The 22,738-nt window shown below is 54.4% G+C and carries 21 protein-coding genes and 1 other annotated feature; of the genes, 14 read left to right on the forward strand and 7 right to left on the reverse strand.

The window, feature by feature from the left end; all coding sequences use genetic code 11:
- Positions 1-39: 39 nt before the first annotated feature.
- Positions 40-879, reverse strand: coding sequence for a 5'-methylthioadenosine/S-adenosylhomocysteine nucleosidase (locus ACUTSU_RS12615; protein WP_445650127.1), 840 nt, complete (start codon positions 877-879; stop codon positions 40-42).
- A 134-nt stretch (positions 880-1,013) separates the two neighbouring features.
- On the opposite strand from ACUTSU_RS12615, the gene ACUTSU_RS12620 reads away from it, so the two are divergent.
- Together ACUTSU_RS12620 and ybjG are read left to right on the forward strand one after the other, a co-directional pair.
- Entirely contained in the window at positions 1,014-1,766 is a 753-nt protein-coding gene (locus ACUTSU_RS12620; protein ID WP_445654245.1) for a phosphatase PAP2 family protein, read from the forward strand.
- A 5-nt stretch (positions 1,767-1,771) separates the two neighbouring features.
- The gene (ybjG, locus tag ACUTSU_RS12625) at positions 1,772-2,377 is read left to right on the forward strand and encodes an undecaprenyl-diphosphate phosphatase (protein ID WP_445650125.1); all 606 of its coding nucleotides are present in this window, start codon (positions 1,772-1,774) and stop codon (positions 2,375-2,377) included.
- 36 nt (positions 2,378-2,413) lie between these two features.
- Here ybjG and ACUTSU_RS12630 read toward each other — a convergent pair whose 3' ends face one another.
- Positions 2,414-2,953, reverse strand: a complete 540-nt coding sequence (locus ACUTSU_RS12630; protein ID WP_445650124.1) for a hypothetical protein — start codon at positions 2,951-2,953, stop codon at positions 2,414-2,416.
- Between the two features lie 519 nt (positions 2,954-3,472).
- Here ACUTSU_RS12630 and deoC point away from each other — a divergent pair.
- From deoC to ACUTSU_RS12650, 4 genes are all read left to right on the forward strand, one after another.
- The gene (deoC, locus tag ACUTSU_RS12635; RefSeq protein WP_261410950.1) at positions 3,473-4,153 is read left to right on the forward strand and encodes a deoxyribose-phosphate aldolase; all 681 of its coding nucleotides are present in this window, start codon (positions 3,473-3,475) and stop codon (positions 4,151-4,153) included.
- A 145-nt stretch (positions 4,154-4,298) separates the two neighbouring features.
- On the forward strand, positions 4,299-5,063 hold the full coding sequence (gene deoR / locus ACUTSU_RS12640) for a DNA-binding transcriptional repressor DeoR (RefSeq protein ID WP_445650123.1): 765 nt from the start codon (positions 4,299-4,301) through the stop codon (positions 5,061-5,063).
- Between the two features lie 971 nt (positions 5,064-6,034).
- Positions 6,035-7,330 (forward strand): HAAAP family serine/threonine permease, encoded by a 1,296-nt coding sequence (locus tag ACUTSU_RS12645; protein WP_445650122.1) that lies wholly within the window; start codon positions 6,035-6,037, stop codon positions 7,328-7,330.
- Positions 7,331-7,421: 91 nt separating this feature from the next.
- The gene (locus ACUTSU_RS12650; protein ID WP_445650121.1) at positions 7,422-8,789 is read left to right on the forward strand and encodes an L-serine ammonia-lyase; all 1,368 of its coding nucleotides are present in this window, start codon (positions 7,422-7,424) and stop codon (positions 8,787-8,789) included.
- A gap of 181 nt (positions 8,790-8,970) precedes the next feature.
- Here the strand turns inward: ACUTSU_RS12650 and ACUTSU_RS12655 are convergent, their stop codons facing one another.
- Positions 8,971-10,176: a serine hydrolase gene (locus tag ACUTSU_RS12655; protein ID WP_445650120.1), complete on the reverse strand. Its 1,206-nt coding sequence runs from the start codon at positions 10,174-10,176 to the stop codon at positions 8,971-8,973.
- 465 nt (positions 10,177-10,641) lie between these two features.
- On the opposite strand from ACUTSU_RS12655, the gene ACUTSU_RS12660 reads away from it, so the two are divergent.
- The 4 genes from ACUTSU_RS12660 to ACUTSU_RS12675 all read left to right on the forward strand — a co-directional run bounded on the left by ACUTSU_RS12660 (position 10,642) and on the right by ACUTSU_RS12675 (position 14,962).
- Entirely contained in the window at positions 10,642-12,009 is a 1,368-nt protein-coding gene (locus ACUTSU_RS12660; RefSeq protein WP_445650119.1) for a pyridoxal-phosphate dependent enzyme, read from the forward strand.
- A gap of 13 nt (positions 12,010-12,022) precedes the next feature.
- Complete coding sequence (locus tag ACUTSU_RS12665) at positions 12,023-13,168, forward strand: trans-sulfuration enzyme family protein (RefSeq protein WP_445650118.1); 1,146 nt, start codon at positions 12,023-12,025, stop codon at positions 13,166-13,168.
- Positions 13,169-13,582: 414 nt separating this feature from the next.
- On the forward strand, positions 13,583-14,239 hold the full coding sequence (locus ACUTSU_RS12670) for an HAD family hydrolase (protein ID WP_445654246.1): 657 nt from the start codon (positions 13,583-13,585) through the stop codon (positions 14,237-14,239).
- 102 nt (positions 14,240-14,341) lie between these two features.
- Complete coding sequence (locus ACUTSU_RS12675) at positions 14,342-14,962, forward strand: glutathione S-transferase family protein (RefSeq protein ID WP_445654247.1); 621 nt, start codon at positions 14,342-14,344, stop codon at positions 14,960-14,962.
- Between the two features lie 17 nt (positions 14,963-14,979).
- On the opposite strand, the gene ACUTSU_RS12680 is transcribed toward ACUTSU_RS12675, so the two are convergent.
- Positions 14,980-16,080 (reverse strand): PQQ-dependent sugar dehydrogenase, encoded by a 1,101-nt coding sequence (locus ACUTSU_RS12680; protein ID WP_445654248.1) that lies wholly within the window; start codon positions 16,078-16,080, stop codon positions 14,980-14,982.
- Between the two features lie 131 nt (positions 16,081-16,211).
- Between ACUTSU_RS12680 and ACUTSU_RS12685 the strand changes: the two genes are divergently transcribed.
- Both ACUTSU_RS12685 and corA read left to right on the forward strand, forming a co-directional pair.
- A complete protein-coding gene (locus ACUTSU_RS12685; RefSeq protein ID WP_445650114.1) occupies positions 16,212-16,631 on the forward strand; it encodes a GNAT family N-acetyltransferase in 420 nt (139 codons plus the stop codon).
- 11 nt (positions 16,632-16,642) lie between these two features.
- The gene (corA, locus tag ACUTSU_RS12690; RefSeq protein ID WP_445654249.1) at positions 16,643-17,623 is read left to right on the forward strand and encodes a magnesium/cobalt transporter CorA; all 981 of its coding nucleotides are present in this window, start codon (positions 16,643-16,645) and stop codon (positions 17,621-17,623) included.
- Between the two features lie 40 nt (positions 17,624-17,663).
- On the opposite strand, the gene ACUTSU_RS12695 is transcribed toward corA, so the two are convergent.
- Together ACUTSU_RS12695 and speB are read right to left on the reverse strand one after the other, a co-directional pair.
- The gene (locus tag ACUTSU_RS12695; protein WP_445654250.1) at positions 17,664-19,046 is read right to left on the reverse strand and encodes a sodium:solute symporter; all 1,383 of its coding nucleotides are present in this window, start codon (positions 19,044-19,046) and stop codon (positions 17,664-17,666) included.
- A 73-nt stretch (positions 19,047-19,119) separates the two neighbouring features.
- Complete coding sequence (gene speB, locus ACUTSU_RS12700; RefSeq protein WP_445654251.1) at positions 19,120-20,052, reverse strand: agmatinase; 933 nt, start codon at positions 20,050-20,052, stop codon at positions 19,120-19,122.
- A gap of 251 nt (positions 20,053-20,303) precedes the next feature.
- Between speB and ACUTSU_RS12705 the strand changes: the two genes are divergently transcribed.
- The gene (locus tag ACUTSU_RS12705) at positions 20,304-21,218 is read left to right on the forward strand and encodes a LysR family transcriptional regulator (RefSeq protein WP_445654252.1); all 915 of its coding nucleotides are present in this window, start codon (positions 20,304-20,306) and stop codon (positions 21,216-21,218) included.
- Between the two features lie 256 nt (positions 21,219-21,474).
- Here ACUTSU_RS12705 and ACUTSU_RS12710 read toward each other — a convergent pair whose 3' ends face one another.
- The gene (locus ACUTSU_RS12710; protein ID WP_445650109.1) at positions 21,475-22,299 is read right to left on the reverse strand and encodes an SDR family oxidoreductase; all 825 of its coding nucleotides are present in this window, start codon (positions 22,297-22,299) and stop codon (positions 21,475-21,477) included.
- Positions 22,300-22,528: 229 nt separating this feature from the next.
- Between ACUTSU_RS12710 and hisL the strand changes: the two genes are divergently transcribed.
- Complete coding sequence (gene hisL, locus ACUTSU_RS12715) at positions 22,529-22,576, forward strand: his operon leader peptide (RefSeq protein ID WP_101495319.1); 48 nt, start codon at positions 22,529-22,531, stop codon at positions 22,574-22,576.
- Positions 22,552-22,678, forward strand: a sequence feature (His leader region). It overlaps the preceding gene by 25 nt.
- The last annotated feature ends 60 nt before the right edge of the window (positions 22,679-22,738 follow it).

The raw sequence follows: 22,738 nt of genomic DNA on the forward strand, positions 1-22,738 counted from the left end.
GGCAATAACCCGCCACTGACCATTAATTAGGATAAATCATTAACGGGGTAAGTTTTTGGCGATATAAGCCTTCACCACCTGATAGACATAGTCTTGGCACGCCAGGCCAGTCTGTGGGTCGTATTTACCCTGATTGGTAATATTGTTGGACAACACGCGGATGCCGACAAAAGGAATGTTAAAGGAAGCGGCGATCTGTGCGGCAGAGGCAGTCTCCATCTCTTCAACCGAGGTATGGTAGTTTTCGTGGAAGTAACCAATGCGGTCCAGTTCGCTGTTCCACACATCGGCGGAACCGATAACCCCTTCAATTACCTTGCCCTGGGTATAGCTGCCCTTAACACTTTCAGCTATCGCCAAAAGTTTAGCATCAGCCGGAAACTGACGGATGGTATGGGCATTTTTATCTTCACCGGCACTGCCTTTCGAAGCCAGTAAATCCATCGGCTGCCATTGTCGCGAGTCACTGCCTTCCCCCGCCGCCTTCTTCGGTGTTTTAAACGCACCCAGACTGACCGAGTACTTGCCCAATACGATGTCGTACACCTTCAGTGCCGGATCGTGACCACCGGCGGTTCCCTGATTGATGATTGCTACCGGATGAAATTGGGTAGCGGCAATAGCCGTAGCGGCCGCTGCATTAGACATACCTTTCAGGGTTTCTGACACCACCACCGGATACCCATCCACCGTACCACGCCAGAAACGCCAGCCGCCAATCTGCTCTTCGCGCGGGTTTTCCAGGCGTTGGGCAAAACGTTCTGCCTCTACTGGCATCGCGCCTTGCACCACAATCGGCCCGGTAATCTGCGCTAATGCCAAGGGGGACAAAACCGCACTGCAGGCTGCCAATAACGCCAAATTCAATTTTATTGTCATCACTACATCATTCCAATAAAAGCAAACGATTACCTTAACCGAAAGTCTATAATCCGCCTATTGCTTTTCAATCCCGGTAATTTGGGCATTAAGGTTTTCTTAAGACAGAATTATTACAGTGGCAGCATCCGTTAATGTCACCGAGCCTGCGCGTGAACCCAAAACGTTCATTAAATCAATCCTCAACGACGCCCCAAATTAAGACTAACACCCTTTACTCACTGCCGGCATCCTTTTACCGTTGGCAGGTTTTGGGCTTGGTCGTCAGTGGCTTGTTGTTCCTTTGGCTGTCGCGTAACGAACAGCTGGACTGGGCTGTCAGCAATTACTGGTTCGATGTCACCAGCGGACATTTCCCCTGGCAGAACGATCGCTGGCTGGACTTGATTAACCACCGTTTGCTGAAAATTGGCGTGATTACCGGCGCAGTGCTGGCGCTGTTTTGGGGCATTTACCGCCGTAATCCGCGCATGATCGTCACCATGTTGCTGATCGGCATTGGTCCATTGGTGGTCGGTATTCTTAAAGCCACCAGCGCCCATTCCTGTCCCTGGGATTTGATCGAATACGGCGGCAAGGCGATGTCCTATCCGTTGTTCGGCGCAATTCCAGCAGAACCCGGTCCGGGTCGTTGCTTCCCTGGTGGCCATGCCTCCAGCGGTTTTGCGGTGATGGCACTGTTTTTCCTGTTTTATCCGCAACGGCCACGCCTGGCCTACTGGTGCTGGTTCGGCGGCATTGTGCTCGGCATGCTTATGGGTTTTGGTCAGGTGATGCGTGGCGCGCATTTTCTTACCCATAACCTGTGGGCAGGTTGGTGGGTTTGGCTCAGCCAACTGGCTGTTTATTGGATGGTGAGCGGGTATATCCGCCGCAAGACGAGGTAACTTTTATGGAGCAGTTGAATTATCTTCTTTTCGCCTGGATCAACGCGACCCCGGCGTCCCCCGAGTGGTTGATTGATATCGCCACCTTTTTGGCGCGCGATCTGATCGCTATCGTACCTATGCTGATCGTTGGGCTATGGCTGTGGGGGCCGCAGAATCAACTGGTGTCGCAGCGTCAAGTGGTGGCCAAGACGACAATTGCTCTGCTGTTCGCCATGCTTGCCTCCGCGACCATTGGCATGCTGCTGCCACACGAACGGCCGTTTGTGGCCGGTGTCGGTTATACCTTCCTGGCCCACGCGCCGGACAGCTCCTTCCCCAGCGATCACGGTACCGCTATCTTCACTTTCGCTCTGGCCTTTTTGTTCTGGCATCGGGTCTGGTCAGGCATTTTATTGCTGGCTGTCGCGGCCGGCATTGCCTGGTCGCGCGTCTATCTGGGCGTGCACTGGCCGCTGGATATGGTAGGCGGCTTCCTGGTCGGCCTGGTCGGTTGTCTGTTTGCTCAATTGGTATGGAACCTGTTTGGCGATAGCATCGCCGACAAGCTGACGCGCCTGTACCGCCTCCTGTTCGCCTTCCCGATCCGCAAGGGCTGGGTGAAAGAGTAAGCCTGTATTTTGGCCGGGGCAGCTCCGCCCCGGCTATCACACCACCCCGGTTATCACGCAGAACTCACGCGTTTTTCCCGCCCCGATCATCATTCTTGAGCTTTCACTCTGCCCTCGCAGGCTGCAGGTGGCCGGCTGAATGAACCTGAACAAGCGCTGATTTCCCTGCTGGGTGATAGGTCGCAGACCATAATTAAACTGCTCAGTGGAGAAGCGCGTAACATATCGTCTTCCTTTCGACGCCAACATATAGAATTCGGCCTGATCAACATACAGTGACAAGTCGTCCGAGCACTGCAGTCCTTCTTCGGTGAGACTCCCCGGTGGTGTCAGCGCTGACGTCGGCAGGTTCTGTCGGAAAACTGCCGTGGGAACACAGCCGTAGTTAAGCTGGCAAACATAACTTAGCGGCAGGGGGTGGTCGGCAAGATTGGTGATTTGCATATCAATGGAGAATTGAGCGCTGTCCGCCGTCAAACGGACCGCCGGACGCAGCCGACAAGGTTGATGGGCAGATTCCCCACGGCCATAAAGCGTCAGCGTATCGCCCTCAACCTGCAACCAGACAAACTGCATGTCTGTTAATACCCTCCCCTGTGGTGACCAATGTGAATGAAAGGCCACACTGCCCTCCGACCTACCCCCGAGAGTTTTGACACTGCGCCGGCCCGACTTCAATGAGTAGCCATCAAAATCAGCATCCCAAATCGTCAGCGCGCGGTAAGGCAATACTCGCAGTGAGCCACGGCGGTTTGCCAGCGCCAATATCGGCCCTGCGGCTGCACAGTTAACAACGGTGACTACGAATTCATCGTTACGGAAAACTTCATACGGTTGCGCTCCGAATTGCTCTGGCGCTAAATTTATTATCATTTCCATACTTTTCCCCCTGGGTGTTCACGCGAGCGATCCCGCGACCAACGCCTAAAATGTTACTTAAATAACATTCATATCACCCCATGTTATACGTTAAACAGCCAATAAACGATGATCTGGTATTCATTTTTAAACATCACTATGTTTACCGCCAGTTGAATGTTATTATTATAACATTAATCACATCCTGCTTTGATATAACCTTAATAAGGAATCGAGATGACTACCGAAAACATTGATTACGCCCGCTATGTCGATCACACCCTGCTGGCTATGGATGCCACTGAAGAGCAAATCGCCAAACTGTGTGAAGAAGCGCAACAACACAACTTCTACGCCGTCTGCGTTAACTCTGGTTACGTGCCATTGGCTGCGCACCTGCTGCAGGAAAGCGAAGTTAAAATCTGCTCGGTGATTGGTTTCCCGCTGGGTGCCGGCCTGACGGTCACCAAAGCTTTCGAAGCTAAAGCGGCCATTGCTGCCGGCGCGCAGGAAATTGACATGGTGATCAACGTGGGTTGGCTGAAAAGTGGCCTGCTGGATGAAGTTAAAGCCGACATCGCCGCAGTGCGCGAGGTTTGCGCGGCGATCCCGTTGAAGGTAATATTGGAAACCTGCCTGCTCAGCGATGCGCAGATCGTTCAGGTTTGTGAAATTTGCCGCGAACTCGATGTGGCCTTCGTTAAAACCTCTACCGGCTTCAGCACCGGCGGTGCTCGTGAAGAGCACGTCAAACTGATGCGCGCAACGGTAGGCAGCGAGATGGGTGTTAAAGCATCCGGCGCCGTGCGCGATCGCGCAACCGCCGAGAAGATGATTAAAGCAGGTGCAACTCGTATCGGCACCAGCTCTGGCGTAGCAATCGTTTCCGGTGATCAGGCTGCTACCGGCAGCTACTGATAACCTGAGGCGTCTGGGTTCCGGGCGCACGCCGAGATAATCTGATGCGGGGTAATAAGTTCAGCCGATGGCTGGACCGCTATTACCCCGCATTTGTGTGTTCAGCCCTGGAGAAACTCTCTTAACCCTGTGGGAAGACAGACTGATGGAAACGCGGCGCGAAGAACGTATCAATCGATTAGTCCAGGCGTTAAAGCGCTCTGACAAGATCCACTTAAAAGAAGCCGCCGTCCTGTTGGGCGTGTCAGAAATGACTATTCGCCGCGATCTCAGCGCTGAGCCGGCGGCCGTGGTGCTACTGGGCGGTTACGTGGTGGCCGATCCGCGCAGTAACGGCGTGACCCATTATTTTGTTTCCGACCAAAAAGCCAAGCAGGTCACGGAGAAACGCCGTATCGGCCTGCTCGCCGCGCAGCTTATCAGTGAAAATGACACCGTATTTTTCGACTGCGGCACCACTACGCCGGCGATCATCGACGCGATCGCTGACGACCTGGTCTTCACTGCAGTCTGCCACTCATTGAATACCTTTCTGGCGTTACAGGACAAACCGAACTGTAAGGTGATCCTGTGCGGCGGCGAATTCAAGCCGAACAACTACATATTCACCGCCGTCGGCCGCCACAGCGAGCTGGATCATATCTGCCCCAATATCGCCTTTATCTCCGCCGCCGGTTTGAGCCTGCAGCATGGCGCAACCTGCTTTAACTTTGATGAACTTGAGATGAAGCACCGGGCGATAATGATGTCACAACAAAAAATCCTGGTAGCTGACCACAATAAATTCGGTAAAACCAAACCCGCCTGCATCGGGCCATTGACCCAATTCGACCGAGTGATCACCGATCGTCAACCCGATCCCGAGTTTGCGGAGTTTTTCAGCGAAAAAGCGATCGCCATTCGTTTTTAATCTGCATCCTGCCGTCGACCCCGGTCGGCGGTGCTCTTCTATCTCCCCTTCTATCCCGGCAAGAAACTGGACAAATAATGCGCAATTGATTCGATTGTTTTATTATCCCTACCCAAAAATAGGTTAATAAATTGAAACAGTTCTGCAGGCTTATTCCTTATTCACAGATAAATCCTAGGGAATATTACTTTTACACTCTGCATAACAACGCTTTTATATGATAAATCGCAGTAACGTTCGCACGATAAATATCAACAATTACGCAACCAACAAGCTTTAAATATAACCAATTCAGCTTATTTATATGATGAATGATTAAGCATTTTTATCCGCTAACCACTTAGCTAGTTTACTCGCGTTACTAGCTGAAAAATCACAATAAATAAAATAAAAAACAATCAGTTAGTTGAAATTTCGCTTTAAATAGCAATGTGATCTGCGTCACTAAAACCGCTTATTGCGGGTTTTTAGCTAGATCCTAACTCACGCTTAAAATATATTGCTCGACTTGCTGACAATCGCAGCGTTTTATCTGGTTACAGATTGTTCATGCCAGATAAACTCTGAAACACTGATGAGAGCTAATTCAGCATTAAATTTTACACAATTGCGCAACACATGCATGAAAAACCAATAAAAACATATTTACCCGCACATATTGCGCATTTGAGAGCATGATCACGGTTGTTTCTACTGTAAATCGTTATCTTGCCGCCAACGAAAATCGGCAGGCAATGACCTCCCGGCAGCAGTACCGATACGATGCCCTCGACAGGCTAAATATCATTTGATTAATTATCCGGCATCGCTGCCAAGGGTAATTAGCCTATTAAACAACCAGGGGGACGCCAACCATCCCCGTAAGCAACATCTGATTCTTACCGATGCCGCCATCTGATATTGCGTCATTCGGATTTAACCTTAAGTTTTGATTTTAATTTTAAATTAGCGTGTTCACTTCGGAGATATTTATGGACACTACACAGACCGGCACTGTTGCCTCTGCGGCTTCTGGCTCTACCAGTACCTGGCGTAAAACCGACACCATGTGGATGTTGGGCCTGTACGGCACTGCTATCGGCGCGGGCGTTTTGTTTCTGCCAATCAACGCCGGTATCGGCGGGCTGATTCCCCTGATCATCATGGCCATCATCGCTTTCCCGATGACCTTCTTCGCCCACCGTGGCCTGTGCCGTTTCGTTCTTTCCGGTAAAAATGCCGGTGAAGACATCACCGAAGTCGTAGAAGAGCACTTTGGTATCAGCGCCGGTAAGCTGATCACTCTGCTTTACTTCTTTGCCATCTACCCCATTTTGTTGGTTTACAGCGTCGCCATCACCAACACCGTCGACAGCTTTATTACCCACCAACTGGGTATGACTTCGCCGCCACGTGCCATCCTGTCGCTGATCCTGATTGTCGGCCTGATGACCATCGTGCGTTTCGGCGAGCAGGCTATCGTGAAGACCATGAGTATCCTGGTGTTCCCGTTTGTCGCCGTATTGATGCTGCTGGCTGTGTACCTGATCCCGAATTGGACCACCGCTATCTTTGATAACGTTTCTCTGTCCGGCGCAGGCACGGGTATGGGAAATGGTCTGGTTATCACCCTGTGGTTGGCGATCCCGGTGATGGTATTCTCCTTCAACCACTCACCAATCATCTCTGCTTTTGCGGTGGCCAAGCGTGAAGAGTACGGTCAGGAAGAAGCCGAGAAGAAATGCTCGCGCATTCTGGGCTTCGCTCACATCATGATGGTGTTGACCGTAATGTTCTTCGTGTTCAGTTGCGTGCTGAGCCTGTCGCCTGAAAACCTGGCGGAAGCCAAGGCGCAGAACATCTCCATTCTGTCTTACCTGGCTAACCACTTTAATAACCCGATGATTGCCTACATCGCGCCGGTTATCGCCTTTATCGCCATCACCAAATCGTTCCTCGGTCACTACCTGGGCGCACGTGAAGGCTTTAACGGACTGATTGCCAAATCGATGAAGAGCCGCGGTAAAACCATCAGCACCAACAAGCTGAACCGTATCACTGCCCTGTTTATGCTGGTGACTACCTGGATTGTTGCGACCCTGAACCCAAGCATCCTCGGCATGATCGAGAACATGGGTGGCCCAATCATCGCCATGCTGCTGTTCCTGATGCCGATGTACGCTATCCGTAAAGTGCCGGCCATGCGCAAATACAGCGGCCACATCAGCAACGTGTTCGTGGTAGTGATGGGCCTGATCGCCATCTCCGCAATCCTGTACAGCTTCTAATCAAGACCAGCCGGCGCTATCTTGCGCCGGCTTTTCAGCACGGCCCCCTTTCCTGCATTAACGCCTAACACCTGAAGAAGGAGGCGAGACCATGGTCAGCGTTTTCGATATTTTCAAAATTGGTATTGGCCCGTCCAGCTCTCACACCGTCGGCCCGATGAAAGCCGGCAAGCTGTTTGTCGACGAATTGATTGCCAGCCAGCAGCTATTGGACACCACTCGCGTGGTGGTGGACGTCTACGGTTCGCTGTCACTGACCGGCAAAGGTCACCACACCGACATCGCGATTATTATGGGCCTGGCGGGTAACCTGCCGCACGATGTTGATATCGACGGTATCGCCGGTTTTATCCGCGACGTTGAACAACGCGGCCGCCTGTTGCTGGCCAAGGGCCACCATGAAGTGGATTTCCCGCTGCAAACCAGCATGAATTTCCACAGCGATAACTTACCGCTGCATGAAAACGGCATGCGCATCAGCGCCTTCGCCGGTGAACGACTGTTACACAGCAAAACCTATTACTCTACCGGCGGTGGTTTTATCGTCGACAAAGAACATTTCGGCCTGGCTGCGGCCAATCCGGTTCAGGTGCCCTTCCCGTTCAACTCGGCGCAAGACTTGCAGCAACATTGTAAAGACGCCGGTTTGTCGCTGTCTGGCCTGGTGATGCAAAACGAATTGGCGCTGCACAGCAAAGCCGAGATCGATGCGCACTTCGCTGACGTCTGGCAGGTGATGCGCGCCGGCATCGAACGCGGTATGAACACCGAAGGCCTATTGCCAGGCCCGATGAAGGTTCAGCGTCGCGCCGCTGCCCTGCGCCGCCTGCTGGTCACCGGCGACAAGAATAATATCGACCCAATGAACGTGGTCGACTGGATCAATATGTTCGCCTTTGCCGTCAACGAAGAGAACGCCGCCGGTGGCCGCGTGGTGACCGCCCCAACCAACGGTGCCTGCGGCATCATCCCGGCGGTGCTGGCCTATTACGACCAGTTTATTCGCCCGGTGAACCCTAATTCCTATAGCCGTTACTTCCTGACCTCTGGCGTCATTGGCGCGCTGTACAAGATGAACGCCTCTATTTCGGGTGCAGAAGTGGGTTGTCAGGGCGAGGTGGGCGTCGCCTGCTCCATGGCGGCAGCCGGTCTGGCGGAATTGATGGGCGGCAGCCCGGCTCAGGTTTGCATCGCGGCGGAGATCGCCATGGAGCATCACCTGGGGCTAACCTGCGATCCGCTGGCCGGTCAGGTTCAGGTGCCCTGTATCGAACGTAACGCCATTTCCGCGGTGAAGGCGGTCAATGCCGCACGTATGGCGCTGCGCCGCACCAGTGAGCCGCGCGTGTGCCTGGATAAGGTGATCGAAACCATGTATGAAACGGGCAAAGACATGAACGCCAAGTATCGCGAGACATCACAAGGTGGGCTGGCGATCAAGGTGGTAGCCTGTAACTGAATACCCTTCATACTTGAAGCTGCATCTGTGTTAGCTGCGTGCGCTCACCCCAGTCACTTACGTGAGTAAGCTCCTGGAGCTTCTCGCTCTTGCCGCCTTGATGCAACTCCAATTATTTTGGTTATTACAAAAAGGGTGTAACTGAGTACACCCTTCTCATTTGGCTGCATTAACGGAGAAGTTAACCAAACACACTACCGAACCACTGGGTCAGCTTCATCATCACCATGTCCCAGATACGGCTGAAAAAGTTCCCTTCTTTCACTTCCTGCATCGCCACCAGCGGATATTGCTCAATGGTTTTGCCGTCGAGCTGGAAATCAATGGTGCCGACCACCTGATTTTTTGCCAACGGAGCTTCCAGCGTCGGCTGGTTCAGCTTGTAGCTGGCCTTCAGGTTTTTCATCTGCCCTTTCGGGATAGTGACGGCGGCATCTTTCGCTACGCCCAATGGCACTTCGCCGACGTCGCCAAACCACACTTTCTGGGTCACAAACGGCTTGTCCGTTTTGATTGGCGTGGCGGTTTCAAAGAAGCGGAAACCCCAGGTCAGCAGTTTTTCACTTTCACTAAAGCGGATACGGTCACTTGGCGCACCCAGCACTACCGAGATCAAACGCATTGGGCCGTCGGTAGCGGAAGCCACCAGGTTATGCCCAGCGCCACCGGTATAGCCGGTTTTGATGCCATCGACGCTTAGGTTGGTACTCCACAACAGACGGTTGCGGTTAACCTGGCGAATCTTATTGAAGGTGAACTCTTTTTCTTTGTGCAGCGCGTATTCATCCGGCACATCGCGGATCAGTGCCTGGCTCAATAGCGCCATATCGCGGGCGGTGCTGTACTGCCCTTCCGCATCCAGGCCGTGCACCGTCAGGAAATGGGTATTCTGCAGGCCCAGCGATTTGGCATAGTTGTTCATCAAGCCAACAAACGAATCCTGGCTGCCTGCTACGTAATCGGCCAGTGCGATGCTGGCATCGTTACCCGACTGAATGACGATGCCCTTGTTCAGTTCTATTACCGGTACCTGATCGCCCGGCTTGATAAACATCAGCGAGGAGCCGCGCAGCGCCGGGTTGCCGGTCGCCCAGGCGTCCTTACCGACGGTCACCATATCCTCAGGTTTAATCTTGCCGGCCTTGATTGCCTGGCCGATCACATAGCTGGACATGATCTTGGTCAGGCTGGCGGGGTCGAGACGGGTGTCGGCATTGCCTTCCGCCAAGATTTTACCGCTGTTGTAATCCATCAGCACGTAGGCCTTGGCGTCCACCTGCGGCGCCGCCGGCGCTTCGGCCGCCTGGACAACAGGCACGGCCAGCAACAGTATGCTGACGCTAAAAGTTAATTTTTTCAGTGTGGTAGGTAAGTTTCTTTTCATCATGACGTCGCCAGAGTGTCCATTCAAATCATTGAAATAGCGTTAACTTTCAAACATATTCACGTTTTCAGCCAACCAGCGAGAGTGGCCCGGCACGCATTTACCAACCGCAAACTCCCTGCGGCCCCATGACGGGTGAGCGGCGTACCGAAAATGCCCTTGCTGTGAGTTTATTAGATTCATCTTATTTTTGCAGGGTTTAGGATGAATTTTCATCATTTTTACATAACTGTACGCTGTTACGCGTAATTTGGATAAAAAGCCAGCCGTAAGTGTTTTTTTTATACTACCCACCGCTACACGGCTGCACATCTAAACTGCTGCACATCTGTGCCTCCATACGTCCAAATTGAATTAATATATTCCAAAAATGCATATTTAACGGTTATTTGTTCTTTTTAATGAGCTTATTGCCAGGGCTATCATCCAGATAACGGCTTTTAAACCGAATTATTTTGGAGGCACCCCATGGCCATATCCCATTCCGTCATCGATATGATCGGCAACACTCCGATGTTGGAACTGACCCAGTTCGATACCGGCCCCTGCCGACTGTTCGTCAAACTGGAGAATCAAAACCCCGGCGGTTCGATCAAGGACCGCGTGGCACTATCGATGATCGAACAGGCTGAGCGTGATGGCAGCCTGCAGCCAGGCGGGACCATCATTGAAGCCACCGCCGGCAATACCGGCCTGGGGCTGGCGCTGGTGGCCGCCCTGAAGGGATATAAATTGCTGCTGGTGGTACCAGACAAAATGAGCCGGGAGAAGATTTTCCATTTGCGTGCACTGGGTGTGGAAGTTTTGCTGACCCGCTCCGACGTGGGCAAGGGCCACCCGGCTTACTATCAGGACTACGCCAAACGCCTGGCAAGTGAGATACCTGGCGCGTTCTATATCGATCAGTTTAACAACCCGGCAAACCCGGCGGCCCATTCCCGCACCACCGCCCCGGAACTGTGGCAACAGATGGGCCATCAGGTGGATGCTATCGTGGTCGGCGTCGGTTCCGGCGGCACGCTGGGCGGTCTTAGCCACTATTTTGCCGAAGTGTCGCCACAGACCGAATTTGTGCTGGCTGACCCCGCCGGTTCGATCCTGGCGGACTACCTCGATAACGGTCAGATCGGTGAGGCCGGCAGCTGGCTGGTAGAAGGCATCGGTGAGGATTTTGTCCCGCCGTTAAGCGACTTCAACCAGGTGCGCAACGCCTATCGTATCGGCGATGCCGAAGCCTTCACCACCGCGCGCGATCTGCTGCGCAAAGAAGGCGTGCTGGCCGGTTCATCCACCGGCACCCTGTTGGCCGCCGCGCTGCGCTATTGCCAGGCGCAGACGGAATCCAAACGGGTGGTCACTTTTGTGTGCGACAGCGGCAACAAATACCTGTCTAAAATGTATAACGATCACTGGATGCTGGAACAGGGCCTGCTAAGCAAGCCGCAGCACGGCGATCTGCGCGATCTGATCGCTTACCGCCACGACGAAGGCGCGGCGGTGTCGGTGGCATCGGAAGATACCCTGGCTATCGTCCATGCCCGCATGCGGCTGTATGACATTTCACAGTTGCCGGTGCTGGAGGGCGATCGGGTGATAGGTCTGATCGACGAGTGGGATCTGCTAAATGCCGTGCAGGCAGATGCCAAACATTTCAGCCTGCCGGCCTCCCGCGCCATGACCCATTCGGTCAAAACCTTGCAAAAAGAAGCCAGCTATCAGGATTTGCTCGCCACCTTCAACCACGGCCACGTGGCGGTGGTGCTCGACGGCGAGCGCTTCCTCGGTCTGATTACCCGCACAGACGTGCTTAACGCCTGGCGCCAAAAATTACGTTAATAAGGATGATTGTATGACCAAGTTTGATACGTTGACCGTTCATGCCGGTTATACCCCGGACGCTACCGGTGCCGTAATGCCGGCTATTTACGCCACTTCCACCTATGCCCAACCGGCACCGGGGGAGCATACCGGCTATGAATATTCACGCAGCGCCAACCCAACGCGTACCGCGTTGGAGAGCGCCATCGCCGAACTGGAAGGCGGTAGCCGCGGCTACGCTTTTGCTTCTGGCCTGGCAGCCTGCTCGACGGTGCTGGAGCTGCTCGATCAGGGCAGCCACCTGGTAGCGGTTGACGATTTGTACGGCGGGACCTATCGCCTGCTGGAAAGGGTACGCAGCCGCACTGCCGGTCTGCGGGTTACCTATGTTTCCCCGGCGGACATTGCCGCTCTGGAGCAGGCGATCGAAGCGGATACCAAAATGATCTGGGTGGAAACGCCGACCAATCCGCTATTGAAACTCGCGGATCTGAGCGCCATCGCGGCGATCGCTAAAAAACACGGCTTGATCAGCGTGGCGGACAACACCTTCGCCTCACCTTATATTCAACGTCCGCTGGAACTCGGCTTTGACGTGGTAGTGCATTCTGCCACCAAATACCTCAATGGCCATTCCGACGTGGTGGCCGGTGTGGCTGCGGTAGGGAATAACCCGGAGCTGGCCGAACAGCTGGGTTTCCTGCAAAACGCGGTGGGTGGCATTCTCGACCCGTTCAGCAGCTTCCTGACACTACGCGGTATCCGCACGCTGGCGCTGCGCATGGAGCGCCACAGTAACAGCGCCCTACGCATCGCCCAGTGGCTGGAAAGCCAGCCGCAGGTAGAAGAAGTCTACTATCCGGGCCTGACAAGCCATCCGCAACATGGGTTGGCGGCAAAGCAGATGAGCCGCTTTGGCGGCATGATTTCGGTACGGCTGAAAGGTGACGATGCCTTTGCCCGCCGGGTGATCAAGCGTTCAAAACTGTTCACCCTGGCAGAAAGTCTCGGCGGTGTGGAAAGTTTGATCAGCCAGCCGTTTAGCATGACCCATGCATCGATTCCGCTGGAGCAACGGCTAAAAACCGGCATCACGCCACAGTTACTGCGTCTGTCAGTGGGTATTGAAGATGCGGAAGATCTGATCGCCGATCTGCAGCAGGCGCTGGCGGAGTAATCAAAAATAATCAGGGTCGAAAACGTGTTCGACCCGATTTAAGCCATTAGGTACTGCATGAGGTCTCAAGCTGCGAAAAACTCAGCTGCGGCAGCGGCTTCAATGTCAGTGGTGGCGTCATTATCCTGTTCCTCTTCATCGCCGACAAAAACCGGACCGCTATAAAGGCGAATGATCAGCATCGTTAACTCCTGGATGGCCAGCGCATTAAACCTATAGTTACCACCCCATCAGAGACGACAGCCAATATTGTTGCGTTCTAAGTTATGCAAAGATTCAACAAAGTGTCGCAAAACTGTCATCAGGGTTTCTTATGCTCTGCGCAATTTGTTTGCCGCCACTGGCTGGCGGCTTACGCTATCCGCTATTCTGTATACACCCCCATTTCACTCCCTGCCTGCCGGAGAAATACTGATGGATTTAGCCTTATTCGACCTGGATGAAACCCTGATTGATGATGACAGCGCCAGCCTGTGGATGCGCTGGTTAGTCACCGAAGGGTTTGCGCCGGCGGAACTGGAACAGCAGGAACAGCAACTAATGCAGCTCTATTATCAGGGCAAGCTGTCAATGGAGGATTACATGCAGGCCACGTTGGCCCCGTTGGCCGGTCTGAGCACCCAGACGGTGGCCGGCTGGGTGCAGCGTTATATCCGCCGCGATATTCTGCCGCGAGTCTACCCGGCCGCCCGTGAACGACTGCTGTGGCACCGTGAGCGCGGCGACTGCATTTTGGTTATTTCTGCCACTGGCGAGCATCTGGTCGCGCCAATTGCCGCACAGTTGGGAGCCGACGATGCACTGGCGATTGGCGTCGAGGTACAAGACAGCCGCTTCACAGGTAACACTTACGGCACCATGACTTACCAACAGGGTAAAGTGATTCGCCTGAAGAAGTGGCTGGCTGAGCACCCGGAGCTGAGCTTTGAACACAGCCACGGTTACAGCGACTCCCTCAACGACAAGGCGATGCTGGAGTACGTCGATAGCGCTACGGTGATCAACCCGGACACTGAGCTCAAGGCTCTGGCGATGGAACAGGGTTGGGAAATTTGCCGCTGGGAACGTTAATGGCAACCCTGTCGGCAAAAAATGCCTTCCGGTGTGACAATGCCCCCTTTGTGGCGTACGAATAACAGCTCAGGTTTATTCACCCGTATAAAGAGGCGTTCTATGCTGACCATTTGGGGTCGTGAAAATTCGAACAACGTCAGAAAAGTGCTGTGGTGCGCCGCAGAGCTGAAGCTGAACTACAGTCATATCAATGCCGGTGGCGCATTCGGCAAGGTGAACGATGAGCTCTACCGTTCATTAAACCCGAACGGCCTGGTGCCGTTGCTGCAGGACGATGACTTCGTGCTATGGGAATCCAACACCATAGTGCGCTATCTGGCGGCAAAGTTTGGCAGTGAGCCACTCTACCCGCAGGATCTGCAGGCCCGCGCCAGCGCTGAGAAATGGATGGACTGGACCACCGCCACCATTGTCAGCCACTTTAGCGTGGTGTTCTGGGGCCTGGTACGCACCAAGCCGGAACTGCGCGACATGGCCAAAATTGAAACGGCGATCGCCACGCTGGAAAAGCACTTCGACATCGTGGAAGAAACCCTGGGCCGCCAGCCTTATCTTTCCGGCCAGTCGTTCGGTATCGGTGACATCCCGCTCGGCAGCTTTGCTTACGCCTGGTTCTCTATGCCGATTGAGCGTCAACCCCGCCCGAACATGGAACGCTGGTACCAACAGTTAACCACACGTCCCGCCTATCAGCAGGGTGTGATGAGTGAGTTAACCTGATTCTCACGGGGCGCTTTTTACGACGCCCCAACTTTCAGCAGCTTACCGTCACTCTCATCCGTCAGCAGATAAAGATAACCATCCGGTCCGGTGCGCACTTCGCGAATGCGCTCACCAAGATCTGCCAGCAGCCGTTCTTCCCTCACAATTTTATTACCGTCCAGCGTCAACCGGATTAACTCCTTTTGCGCCAACGCGCCAATAAATAGCGAATGTCGCCAGACTGGGAAGCGTTGCGAGTCATAGAACGCCATGCCGCTGATACCGGGCGACACCGGCCAATAATGAAGTGGCGGTTCGGTACCGGCCACCTTCTGCCCTTGAGCCTCTGGGATCGCCAATCCGGAATAATTAATGCCATAGGTGGCGATCGGCCAACCGTAGTTTTTCCCCGCCTGAGGAATATTGATCTCATCCCCGCCACGCGGGCCATGTTCGTGCTCCCAGATGGCACCGCTCCACGGGTTCAGCGCCAATCCCTGTGGATTGCGCTGGCCATAAGACCAGATTTCTGGCCGCTTATCGGCCTGACCGACAAACGGATTATCCGGCGGTACTGCCCCCTCGGCGGTTAACCGCAGGATCTTGCCCTGCAGCTTGTCCAGATCCTGCGACGTAGGCCGCTGGTTATTTTCGCCCAGTGCGATAAACAGATATCCCTGACGATCGAACGCCAGCTTGCCACCGAAGTGATTACCGACCGACAGCTTCGGCTGCTGACGGAAAATCACCCTGAAGTTTTCCAGCCGCCGGCTGTCGGAGCTTAACTGACCGTAGCCCACCGCAGTCCCCGCCTTGCCATCCTCACCCGCTTCGGCAAAGCTGAGGTAAACCCGCCTGCTGTCGGCAAAATCCGGCGCCGACAGCACTTCCAGCAAGCCCCCCTGCCCCTGGGCATACACCTGTGGCACGCCGCTAATCGGCGCTGACAGCCCTTTATCCTGCTGCCACAACCGCAGACGGCCCGGTCTTTCAGTAATTAACATTCCCCGATCGCCAGGCAAAAACGCCAGCGACCATGGGTGTTCCAATTTATCCTGTAATTGCGTCACCGTCGGCGCTGCATGCAGCAGCCCGCTCAATAACAGCAAAACAGTCATCACGGTCAATCGGGGCATGGCATCCTCCTGGTTAAAAACTGACCTGCTTAGTGTAGTCCAGTTGGCTGATTTCAACGTTTGTTTTAAATTTCAATATGTTGTCTTTTCCACGAACTGTGCTTAAGTTAAGGGTTCACCAAGGAGAAAATATGAACATCACCGTTACCGAGGTACCTGACGAAGAAACCCTCAACGTTATCCGTTTGGGGCTGCGAGCCCATAATAGTCCCTATATTGACCCCACCCAACGCAAATCCCTTGCCGTCTATAGCCAGGACGAAGCCGGTCGGGTAGTCGCAGGCCTGACCGGTGAGACCTGGGGAAACTGGTTGAGCGTGGAATGGCTGTGGGTGGATGATTCACAGCGCGGCGGCGGGTTAGGTCGCAAGGTGATGCTGGCGGCTGAACAGGAGGCAAAAATGCGGGGTTGTCGTTATGTTCGCCTGGATACCTTCAGCTTTCAGGCGCGGCCCTTCTACGAGAAACTCGGTTACCAACTACAGATGACGCTGCAGAATTATCCGGTGGAACACGAATGTTACGTTCTCACCAAAACTCTTATTGAATAGCAGGTGGCTTAATGGAAAACGCAACCATGGTCGTGAATTGCGTGGCGTACAAAGCCGGTCAACGGCTGGGTGAAGTGACCATTGATGATATCAGCGAAGTGGTCAAACAGCCGGACACCTTCGTCTGGCTAGGGTTGTGGCAGCCGGAAGACGCCTTTATGCGCAAGGTTCAGGAGGAGTTTGGATTGCACGATCTGGCGATTGAGGACGCGCTTTGCGCCCACCAGCGGCCAAAATTGGAAGCCTACGGCGATTCGCTGTTTATCGTTGTCAAAACTGCGCAGTGGGGTCAGGACGAAGTAGAGTACGGCGAAACCCACTTTTTTGTCGGCAAAAACTTTCTGGTCACGGTGCGTCACGGCGATTCGCCCAGCTATGCGCCTATCCGTCTCAAGGCCGAGGAAAACCACAAACAAATGTGCCGTGGGCCGGGCTTTGCCTTGTATTCGGTGATGGACTTTGTGGTTGATAACTACCGCACCGTGGTAGCGAAGTTCGAGACGGAGATCGAAGCCATCGAAACCAACATGTTCAAATCCGAGTTTGATCAGACCGCCATTGAGAACGTCTATACCCTGCGGCGCCACCTGCTGGCGTTGCGCAATGCCGCGATGCCGATGGACGAAATCTGCAATCAGCTGATTCGCCTGCATGAAGAGGTGATTCCGAAAGAGCTGCGCGCCTACGTGCGAGATGTGCAAGACCATGCGCGCCAGGTGGTCAGTACTATCGACGATATGCGAGAAATGCTGACTAACGCCATGCACGTCAACCTGGCGCTGGTCACGGTAAAACAGAACGAAGTGGTAAAGCGACTGGCAGGCTGGGGGGCGATCCTGGCGCTCCCAACGGTAATATTCAGCCTGTACGGCATGAATTTCGCCAATATGCCTGAACTGAAATTCCCCTGGGCCTATCACACTATCCTCGGGGTGACCGCCATCGGCTGCTTCTTCCTGCATCAAAAACTGAAGAGATCCGGCTGGCTGTAGCGGGTAATGGGGCGGCCTGCCGCAGCCCCATGGTTACCCATTATTCCGGCTGTACCTGCGGCTGCGGACTTGGCCGGGTCAGCAGGCTGCCAATCAGAAAGGCCGCCCCGCCCGCCAACAAACCGCCGTAGATCGGGCTGTTGGCCTCAATGCCGTGGTAATACATCAGTGCCAGTACGCTCAAACTACCGGTCAGCATGCTGGCAATAGCACCAGTGCTGGTGGCACGTTGCCAGAAAATCGCACCGATCAGCGGGATCAACATCCCGCCCACCAACAGATTATAAGCCAGCGTCAGCGCCATCATCACATCCCGCACCACGAACGCCAGCCCCAACATAATGCAACCCATGACCAAGGTTGTGAATCGCCCGGCCACCAGCCCACCGGAGGGCCGCTTGCGGACTGCCGGCAATACGTCTTCCAGCGCGATGGTTGAGGACGCCAACAAACAGGCGCTGGCCGTCGACATCAGCGCCGCCAACGCCGCCGCAGCCACCAGCCCGCTAACGCCCGGCGGCAGCACCGCCTGCGCAATGGCGGCAAAGGCGCCGTCGGTATTGGTCAGTTGCGGCAGTACCAATTTGCCGGCCATGCCAATCAGAGCGCCGGCCACCCCATACAACACGCAATACACCCCAGCCCCCAAACCGGCATAGCGAGCAATATTGGTGCTACGGGCGGTAAATACCCGCTGCCAGATATCCTGACCAATCAGAATGCCGAAGAAGTAGATCAGGAAAAATACCAGGATGGTATCCAATCCGATCGAGGACAACTGGTAATAGCTCGCTGGCAGCAGGCTGCCGAACGCCTCCCAGCCACCAGCCTTGATGATGCTCATCGGCATCAGCACCAACATCATCCCAACGGTCATAATAATAAATTGAATGATGTCTGTCAGCGTCAGCGACCACATGCCGCCCAGCGTCGAATATAGCACCACCAAACCACCGCCGAGCAGAATCGATGTGGTGAACGACAAATCAAACATCACCTGCATCACACTGCCGATAGCAATAATCGAGGTCACCGCCACCATCAGGTCATAAGCCAGCATAATGGCACCGCTGGTGACCCTGGCAGCCGGATGATAGCGACGCGCCAGCACCTGGCTGACGGTATAGAGCTTTAGCTTGAGCAAGGGTTTGGCCAACACCATGCTCAACACCACAATCCCCGCGCCCAGCGCACCGCACAGCCACACGCCCGAGATCCCATAGGTGTAACCCAGCTTAACGCTGCCAATGGTAGAGGCTCCGCCAAGCACTACAGCGGACAGCGTGCCCAGGTACAAACAAGGCCCCAGATTGCGGCCGGCCACCAGATAATCTTCCTTGGTGGTGGCCCGGCGAACGCCAAGCCAACCCACCGCCCCTATCACCAAAAAGTAAAACACCACTACCAGCAGGTCGAGATTCATCGGTCACTCCGCATGCTTGTTATTATTCGGTATCAGGCGCAACGGCTCCGCCGATCAGGTTATCGCCGTCGCCTTATCGCTCAGGCAGTACGCACAGCATTTCAAACAACAGGTTAGCCGCCAGTAACGCGGTGTTGCCGGAACGATCGTAAGGTGGCGAAACCTCTACCACGTCGCTGCCGACCAGGTTCAGCCCCTGGCAGCCTCTGACAATTTCCAGCCCCTGCCAGACTGACAGCCCACCGACCTCCGGCGTGCCGGTACCCGGTGCAAATGCCGGATCCAGACCGTCGATGTCGAAACTGAGGTAAACCGGCGCATTGCCCATCTGCTCGCGCACTTCCGCCATCAGCGGTGCCAACGAGCGGTGCCAGCAGGCTTCCGCCGTGACCACGCGGAACCCCTGCTTGCGTGACCAATCGAAATCATCAGCCTCATAGCCGCTGCCGCGCAGACCAATCTGAATGACTCTTTGTGGCTGCAATAGCCCCTCTTCAAAGGCTCGTCTGAAAGTCGTTCCGTGCGCCAATTTTTCACCGAACATCTCTTCGTTGGTGTCTGAGTGAGCGTCTACGTGAATTAATCCGACCGGGCCATATTGGCTGGCCATGGCGCGCAGAACAGGCAGCGTCAGCGTGTGGTCGCCCCCCAGCGTCAGTGGAATGCAGCCATAGGCCAGAATGCCGTTATAGGCCTGCTCAATGCGACGAACGCTGTCTTCCAGGCTGTAAGGATTGATAGCAACATCCCCCAGGTCGGCAACCTGCAGCCGTTCAAAAGGTGCGGCAGCGGTGCCCATGTTGTAAGGGCGGATCATCACCGATTCCTGACGGATTTGCCGCGGCCCGTAACGCGTGCCGCTGCGGTTTGAGGTACCAATATCGAGAGGAATACCGACGAAGGCCGCATTCAGCTCGCGCGCATCTTCGGCCGCGGGCAGACGCATCATGGTGGGGAGACCGGCGAAACGCGGCATGTCGTTGCCGCTTTGAGGTTGATTCAGCATGGCGTTTCCTTGTTTTTGGGGTCAGCATTTCAACATTTGAATAACAATTACAGGCTACCCTGCAACTTCGTCTGGCTACCATTCCCGCTTTCGCCTGTAAGCATTGAAAAAGATGATGTTTACTAAACCTTTGAACTATTGATTTTTATTTAAAACCCATGCCATAAGAAAGGACAAGTTACACTCGCCAACGCCCTCTTCAACGATGTTAAAAATGGGTTAACGGCAAGATATTTTCTGCGGAGGGACAGATGCTCACCAATCTAAGCGATATCGATCTCAAACTGCTGCGGGTGTTCGTCGCAGTAGCGGAGGCGCAGGGCGTCAGCGCCGCTCAGGAAGCACTGATGATGAATCAGTCCACCATCAGCACCCATCTCGCCACCCTGGAGACCCGGTTGGGATTTCGCCTGTGTCAGCGCGGCCGTTCCGGCTTCATGCTCACCCCAAAAGGCGAACGCATGCTGATCGCCTGCCGCACGCTGTTCAATGCCGCTCGGGACTTTACCCGCGTCAGTCAGTCCCTGAACGGCCTGCTGACCGGGGATTTGCAGATTGGCCTGGTAGATAATCTGGTGTCTCTGCCGGGTAATCCTTTCAGCCATGCCATCAAACAGTTTCAACGCCGACACCAGGATGTGCAGTTACAGTGCCGAATTTGCGCTCCCGGCGAACTGGAACAGGGGCTGCTGAATCAGCAGCTTGATTTGGGCATCGGTTATTTCGGTCAGCAGTTGGACGAGTTGCAGTATCAACCCTGGATAGCAGAGACGCAGGCGGTTTATTGCAGCAGCGATCACCCGCTGTTTACGCTGGAGCAACCGGGGCGTGAACAGATTGAAAATGCACGCTGGGTTAAACGCGGTTATTTGTTGGCACAGCAACTTTGTCCGCTGGCACCGTTAAACCTCGGCGCCGTCGCTCATCATATGGAAGGGGTCGCCCATTTGGTGCTCAGCGGCGAGTATCTCGGTTACCTGCCCACCCATTATGCTGCGCGTTGGGTAGAGCAAGGCGTATTGAAACAGTTGGGGGGGCAAGCGCTGTCTTATCAGGCGGCATTGAGTCTGGTGAGCCGGCCGGGGTTGCCGAAGGAGGCACTGAGCGCATTGCTGGAGGATTTACAGCACGCCGGAGAGGTTTCAGCCGCCATGGCGTTGAAGTAGCAATCCGGCGAACAGCGCAAAAAAATGCCCCGCACTTGGCAGGACAGATCTATACCCTATAGCTTGCAAGTTGCAGCTAGGCGCCCAGCTCGCTCATCCCCAGGCGCTTACTCGAGTAAGTAACTGGGGTGAGTGACAAATCTGTCGGGAACAGATTTGAACGCTGCTTGCAGCGGCCCCGAAGGGGCAAGACCCACGGACGGGTCTTGTAAGCAGGTAACAACACTGCAATTTGAAAGATGACGGGTATAAACGCTTAATTGACTGGCATTCTCGCCGGATCCGGATACTGATATTCAAACCCCAGTTCATTGCAGATACGGCTGCCGTCCACCAGTCGCCCGCCCTGCTCCGTCTCGGCGGCAAATTGCGGCGGCGACAGATTTAATTGTTCGGCCAGCACCGGATAGAACTCACGCTTGGTGGGATGGGCCGGGGCGCACAGGTTATAAACATGGCCGCCTTTCGGCAGTTTCAGCAGCAGTTGGATCGCGGCGATCACGTCGTCCTGATGCACCAGATTGACCCCTTGCGAACCGCCTTTGACATCGACTTTGCCCGCCAGGAAACGTCCAGGATGGCGATCGCCCCCCACCAGCCCGGCCAGACGCAAAATATCCACTGAGGTGTTCGGCAGCTCATGCAACCAACGTTCCAGCGCCGCCAGCACCAAACCGGAAGGTGAAACCGGCTTCAACGGCGAGTCTTCGCGTACCGTGCCAGTGGTTTCCCCGTACACCGAGGTTGAACTGGTAAACAGGATACGCGGCACACCAAAGGCCATCGCGCTGTCCACCAGCATGCGTACCGCATTAAAATAGTTCTCGCTGCCTTCGACGGTGCGGCGGGCCGGGAGTGTCACCACCAGCGCATCGACACGTAGCAGCGCCTCCAGATCCTCCGGTTCGCAAACCAGTTCCGGCATCAGTTCCAGCTGATAGCATTCAATCCCGCTCATCCGTGCGGCTTCGACGCCATCCGGCGTGGTTTTACTGCCAACAACGTCAAACCCACGGCTCATCAGCGACAGAGCCAGCGGCATACCCAACCAACCCAGGCCAATAATGGCTACCTTTTTCATCAGCTTCCTCTCTTGAAGACTGCAGCGCTTTGCCCATTAAGGCTACGCCAGTCGGCGTAGTGATTCAATCCAACTAACCTAAGCTTAGGTAAAGTCGTGTCTTGCTAATAATTCATCCTGTTTCAATAAATTAAATTTATGACGAGAAAAAAGAGTTGCGTGAAAGACAGTGGATAGTTTAGGTTAATTAGTAATTGAGTTTGTAGCGACTTTATACAGAGAAAACACCATGACACGCATTCAGTTCAGCCACCATCATCACCATCACCCTGACTAGTCTTTCAGGCGATGTGTGCTGGAAGACGGTTTTCTAATCTTCCAGTGGCGCGCAGAATGCAAGAGAGAGCCCTCGGAAGATTTCTTCCGAGGGTTTTTTTTTGGCTCCGGACAGACAGATAAAATAATTTTCATAATAAATTCATAAAATTACAGATTAAAC

This window comes from Serratia sp. NA_13, assembly GCF_052691735.1.

What these genes read in the sequence shown, in the direction of transcription:
- ACUTSU_RS12615 (WP_445650127.1), bottom strand. Translation starts at nt 879, where the DNA reads ATGACAATAAAATTGAATTTGGCGTTATTGGCAGCCTGCAGTGCGGTT.
- ACUTSU_RS12620 (WP_445654245.1), top strand. Translation starts at nt 1,014, where the DNA reads ATGTCACCGAGCCTGCGCGTGAACCCAAAACGTTCATTAAATCAATCC.
- ybjG (WP_445650125.1), top strand. Translation starts at nt 1,772, where the DNA reads ATGGAGCAGTTGAATTATCTTCTTTTCGCCTGGATCAACGCGACCCCG.
- ACUTSU_RS12630 (WP_445650124.1), bottom strand. Translation starts at nt 2,953, where the DNA reads ATGCAGTTTGTCTGGTTGCAGGTTGAGGGCGATACGCTGACGCTTTAT.
- deoC (WP_261410950.1), top strand. Translation starts at nt 3,473, where the DNA reads ATGACTACCGAAAACATTGATTACGCCCGCTATGTCGATCACACCCTG.
- deoR (WP_445650123.1), top strand. Translation starts at nt 4,299, where the DNA reads ATGGAAACGCGGCGCGAAGAACGTATCAATCGATTAGTCCAGGCGTTA.
- ACUTSU_RS12645 (WP_445650122.1), top strand. Translation starts at nt 6,035, where the DNA reads ATGGACACTACACAGACCGGCACTGTTGCCTCTGCGGCTTCTGGCTCT.
- ACUTSU_RS12650 (WP_445650121.1), top strand. Translation starts at nt 7,422, where the DNA reads ATGGTCAGCGTTTTCGATATTTTCAAAATTGGTATTGGCCCGTCCAGC.
- ACUTSU_RS12655 (WP_445650120.1), bottom strand. Translation starts at nt 10,176, where the DNA reads ATGATGAAAAGAAACTTACCTACCACACTGAAAAAATTAACTTTTAGC.
- ACUTSU_RS12660 (WP_445650119.1), top strand. Translation starts at nt 10,642, where the DNA reads ATGGCCATATCCCATTCCGTCATCGATATGATCGGCAACACTCCGATG.
- ACUTSU_RS12665 (WP_445650118.1), top strand. Translation starts at nt 12,023, where the DNA reads ATGACCAAGTTTGATACGTTGACCGTTCATGCCGGTTATACCCCGGAC.
- ACUTSU_RS12670 (WP_445654246.1), top strand. Translation starts at nt 13,583, where the DNA reads ATGGATTTAGCCTTATTCGACCTGGATGAAACCCTGATTGATGATGAC.
- ACUTSU_RS12675 (WP_445654247.1), top strand. Translation starts at nt 14,342, where the DNA reads ATGCTGACCATTTGGGGTCGTGAAAATTCGAACAACGTCAGAAAAGTG.
- ACUTSU_RS12680 (WP_445654248.1), bottom strand. Translation starts at nt 16,080, where the DNA reads ATGCCCCGATTGACCGTGATGACTGTTTTGCTGTTATTGAGCGGGCTG.
- ACUTSU_RS12685 (WP_445650114.1), top strand. Translation starts at nt 16,212, where the DNA reads ATGAACATCACCGTTACCGAGGTACCTGACGAAGAAACCCTCAACGTT.
- corA (WP_445654249.1), top strand. Translation starts at nt 16,643, where the DNA reads ATGGAAAACGCAACCATGGTCGTGAATTGCGTGGCGTACAAAGCCGGT.
- ACUTSU_RS12695 (WP_445654250.1), bottom strand. Translation starts at nt 19,046, where the DNA reads ATGAATCTCGACCTGCTGGTAGTGGTGTTTTACTTTTTGGTGATAGGG.
- speB (WP_445654251.1), bottom strand. Translation starts at nt 20,052, where the DNA reads ATGCTGAATCAACCTCAAAGCGGCAACGACATGCCGCGTTTCGCCGGT.
- ACUTSU_RS12705 (WP_445654252.1), top strand. Translation starts at nt 20,304, where the DNA reads ATGCTCACCAATCTAAGCGATATCGATCTCAAACTGCTGCGGGTGTTC.
- ACUTSU_RS12710 (WP_445650109.1), bottom strand. Translation starts at nt 22,299, where the DNA reads ATGAAAAAGGTAGCCATTATTGGCCTGGGTTGGTTGGGTATGCCGCTG.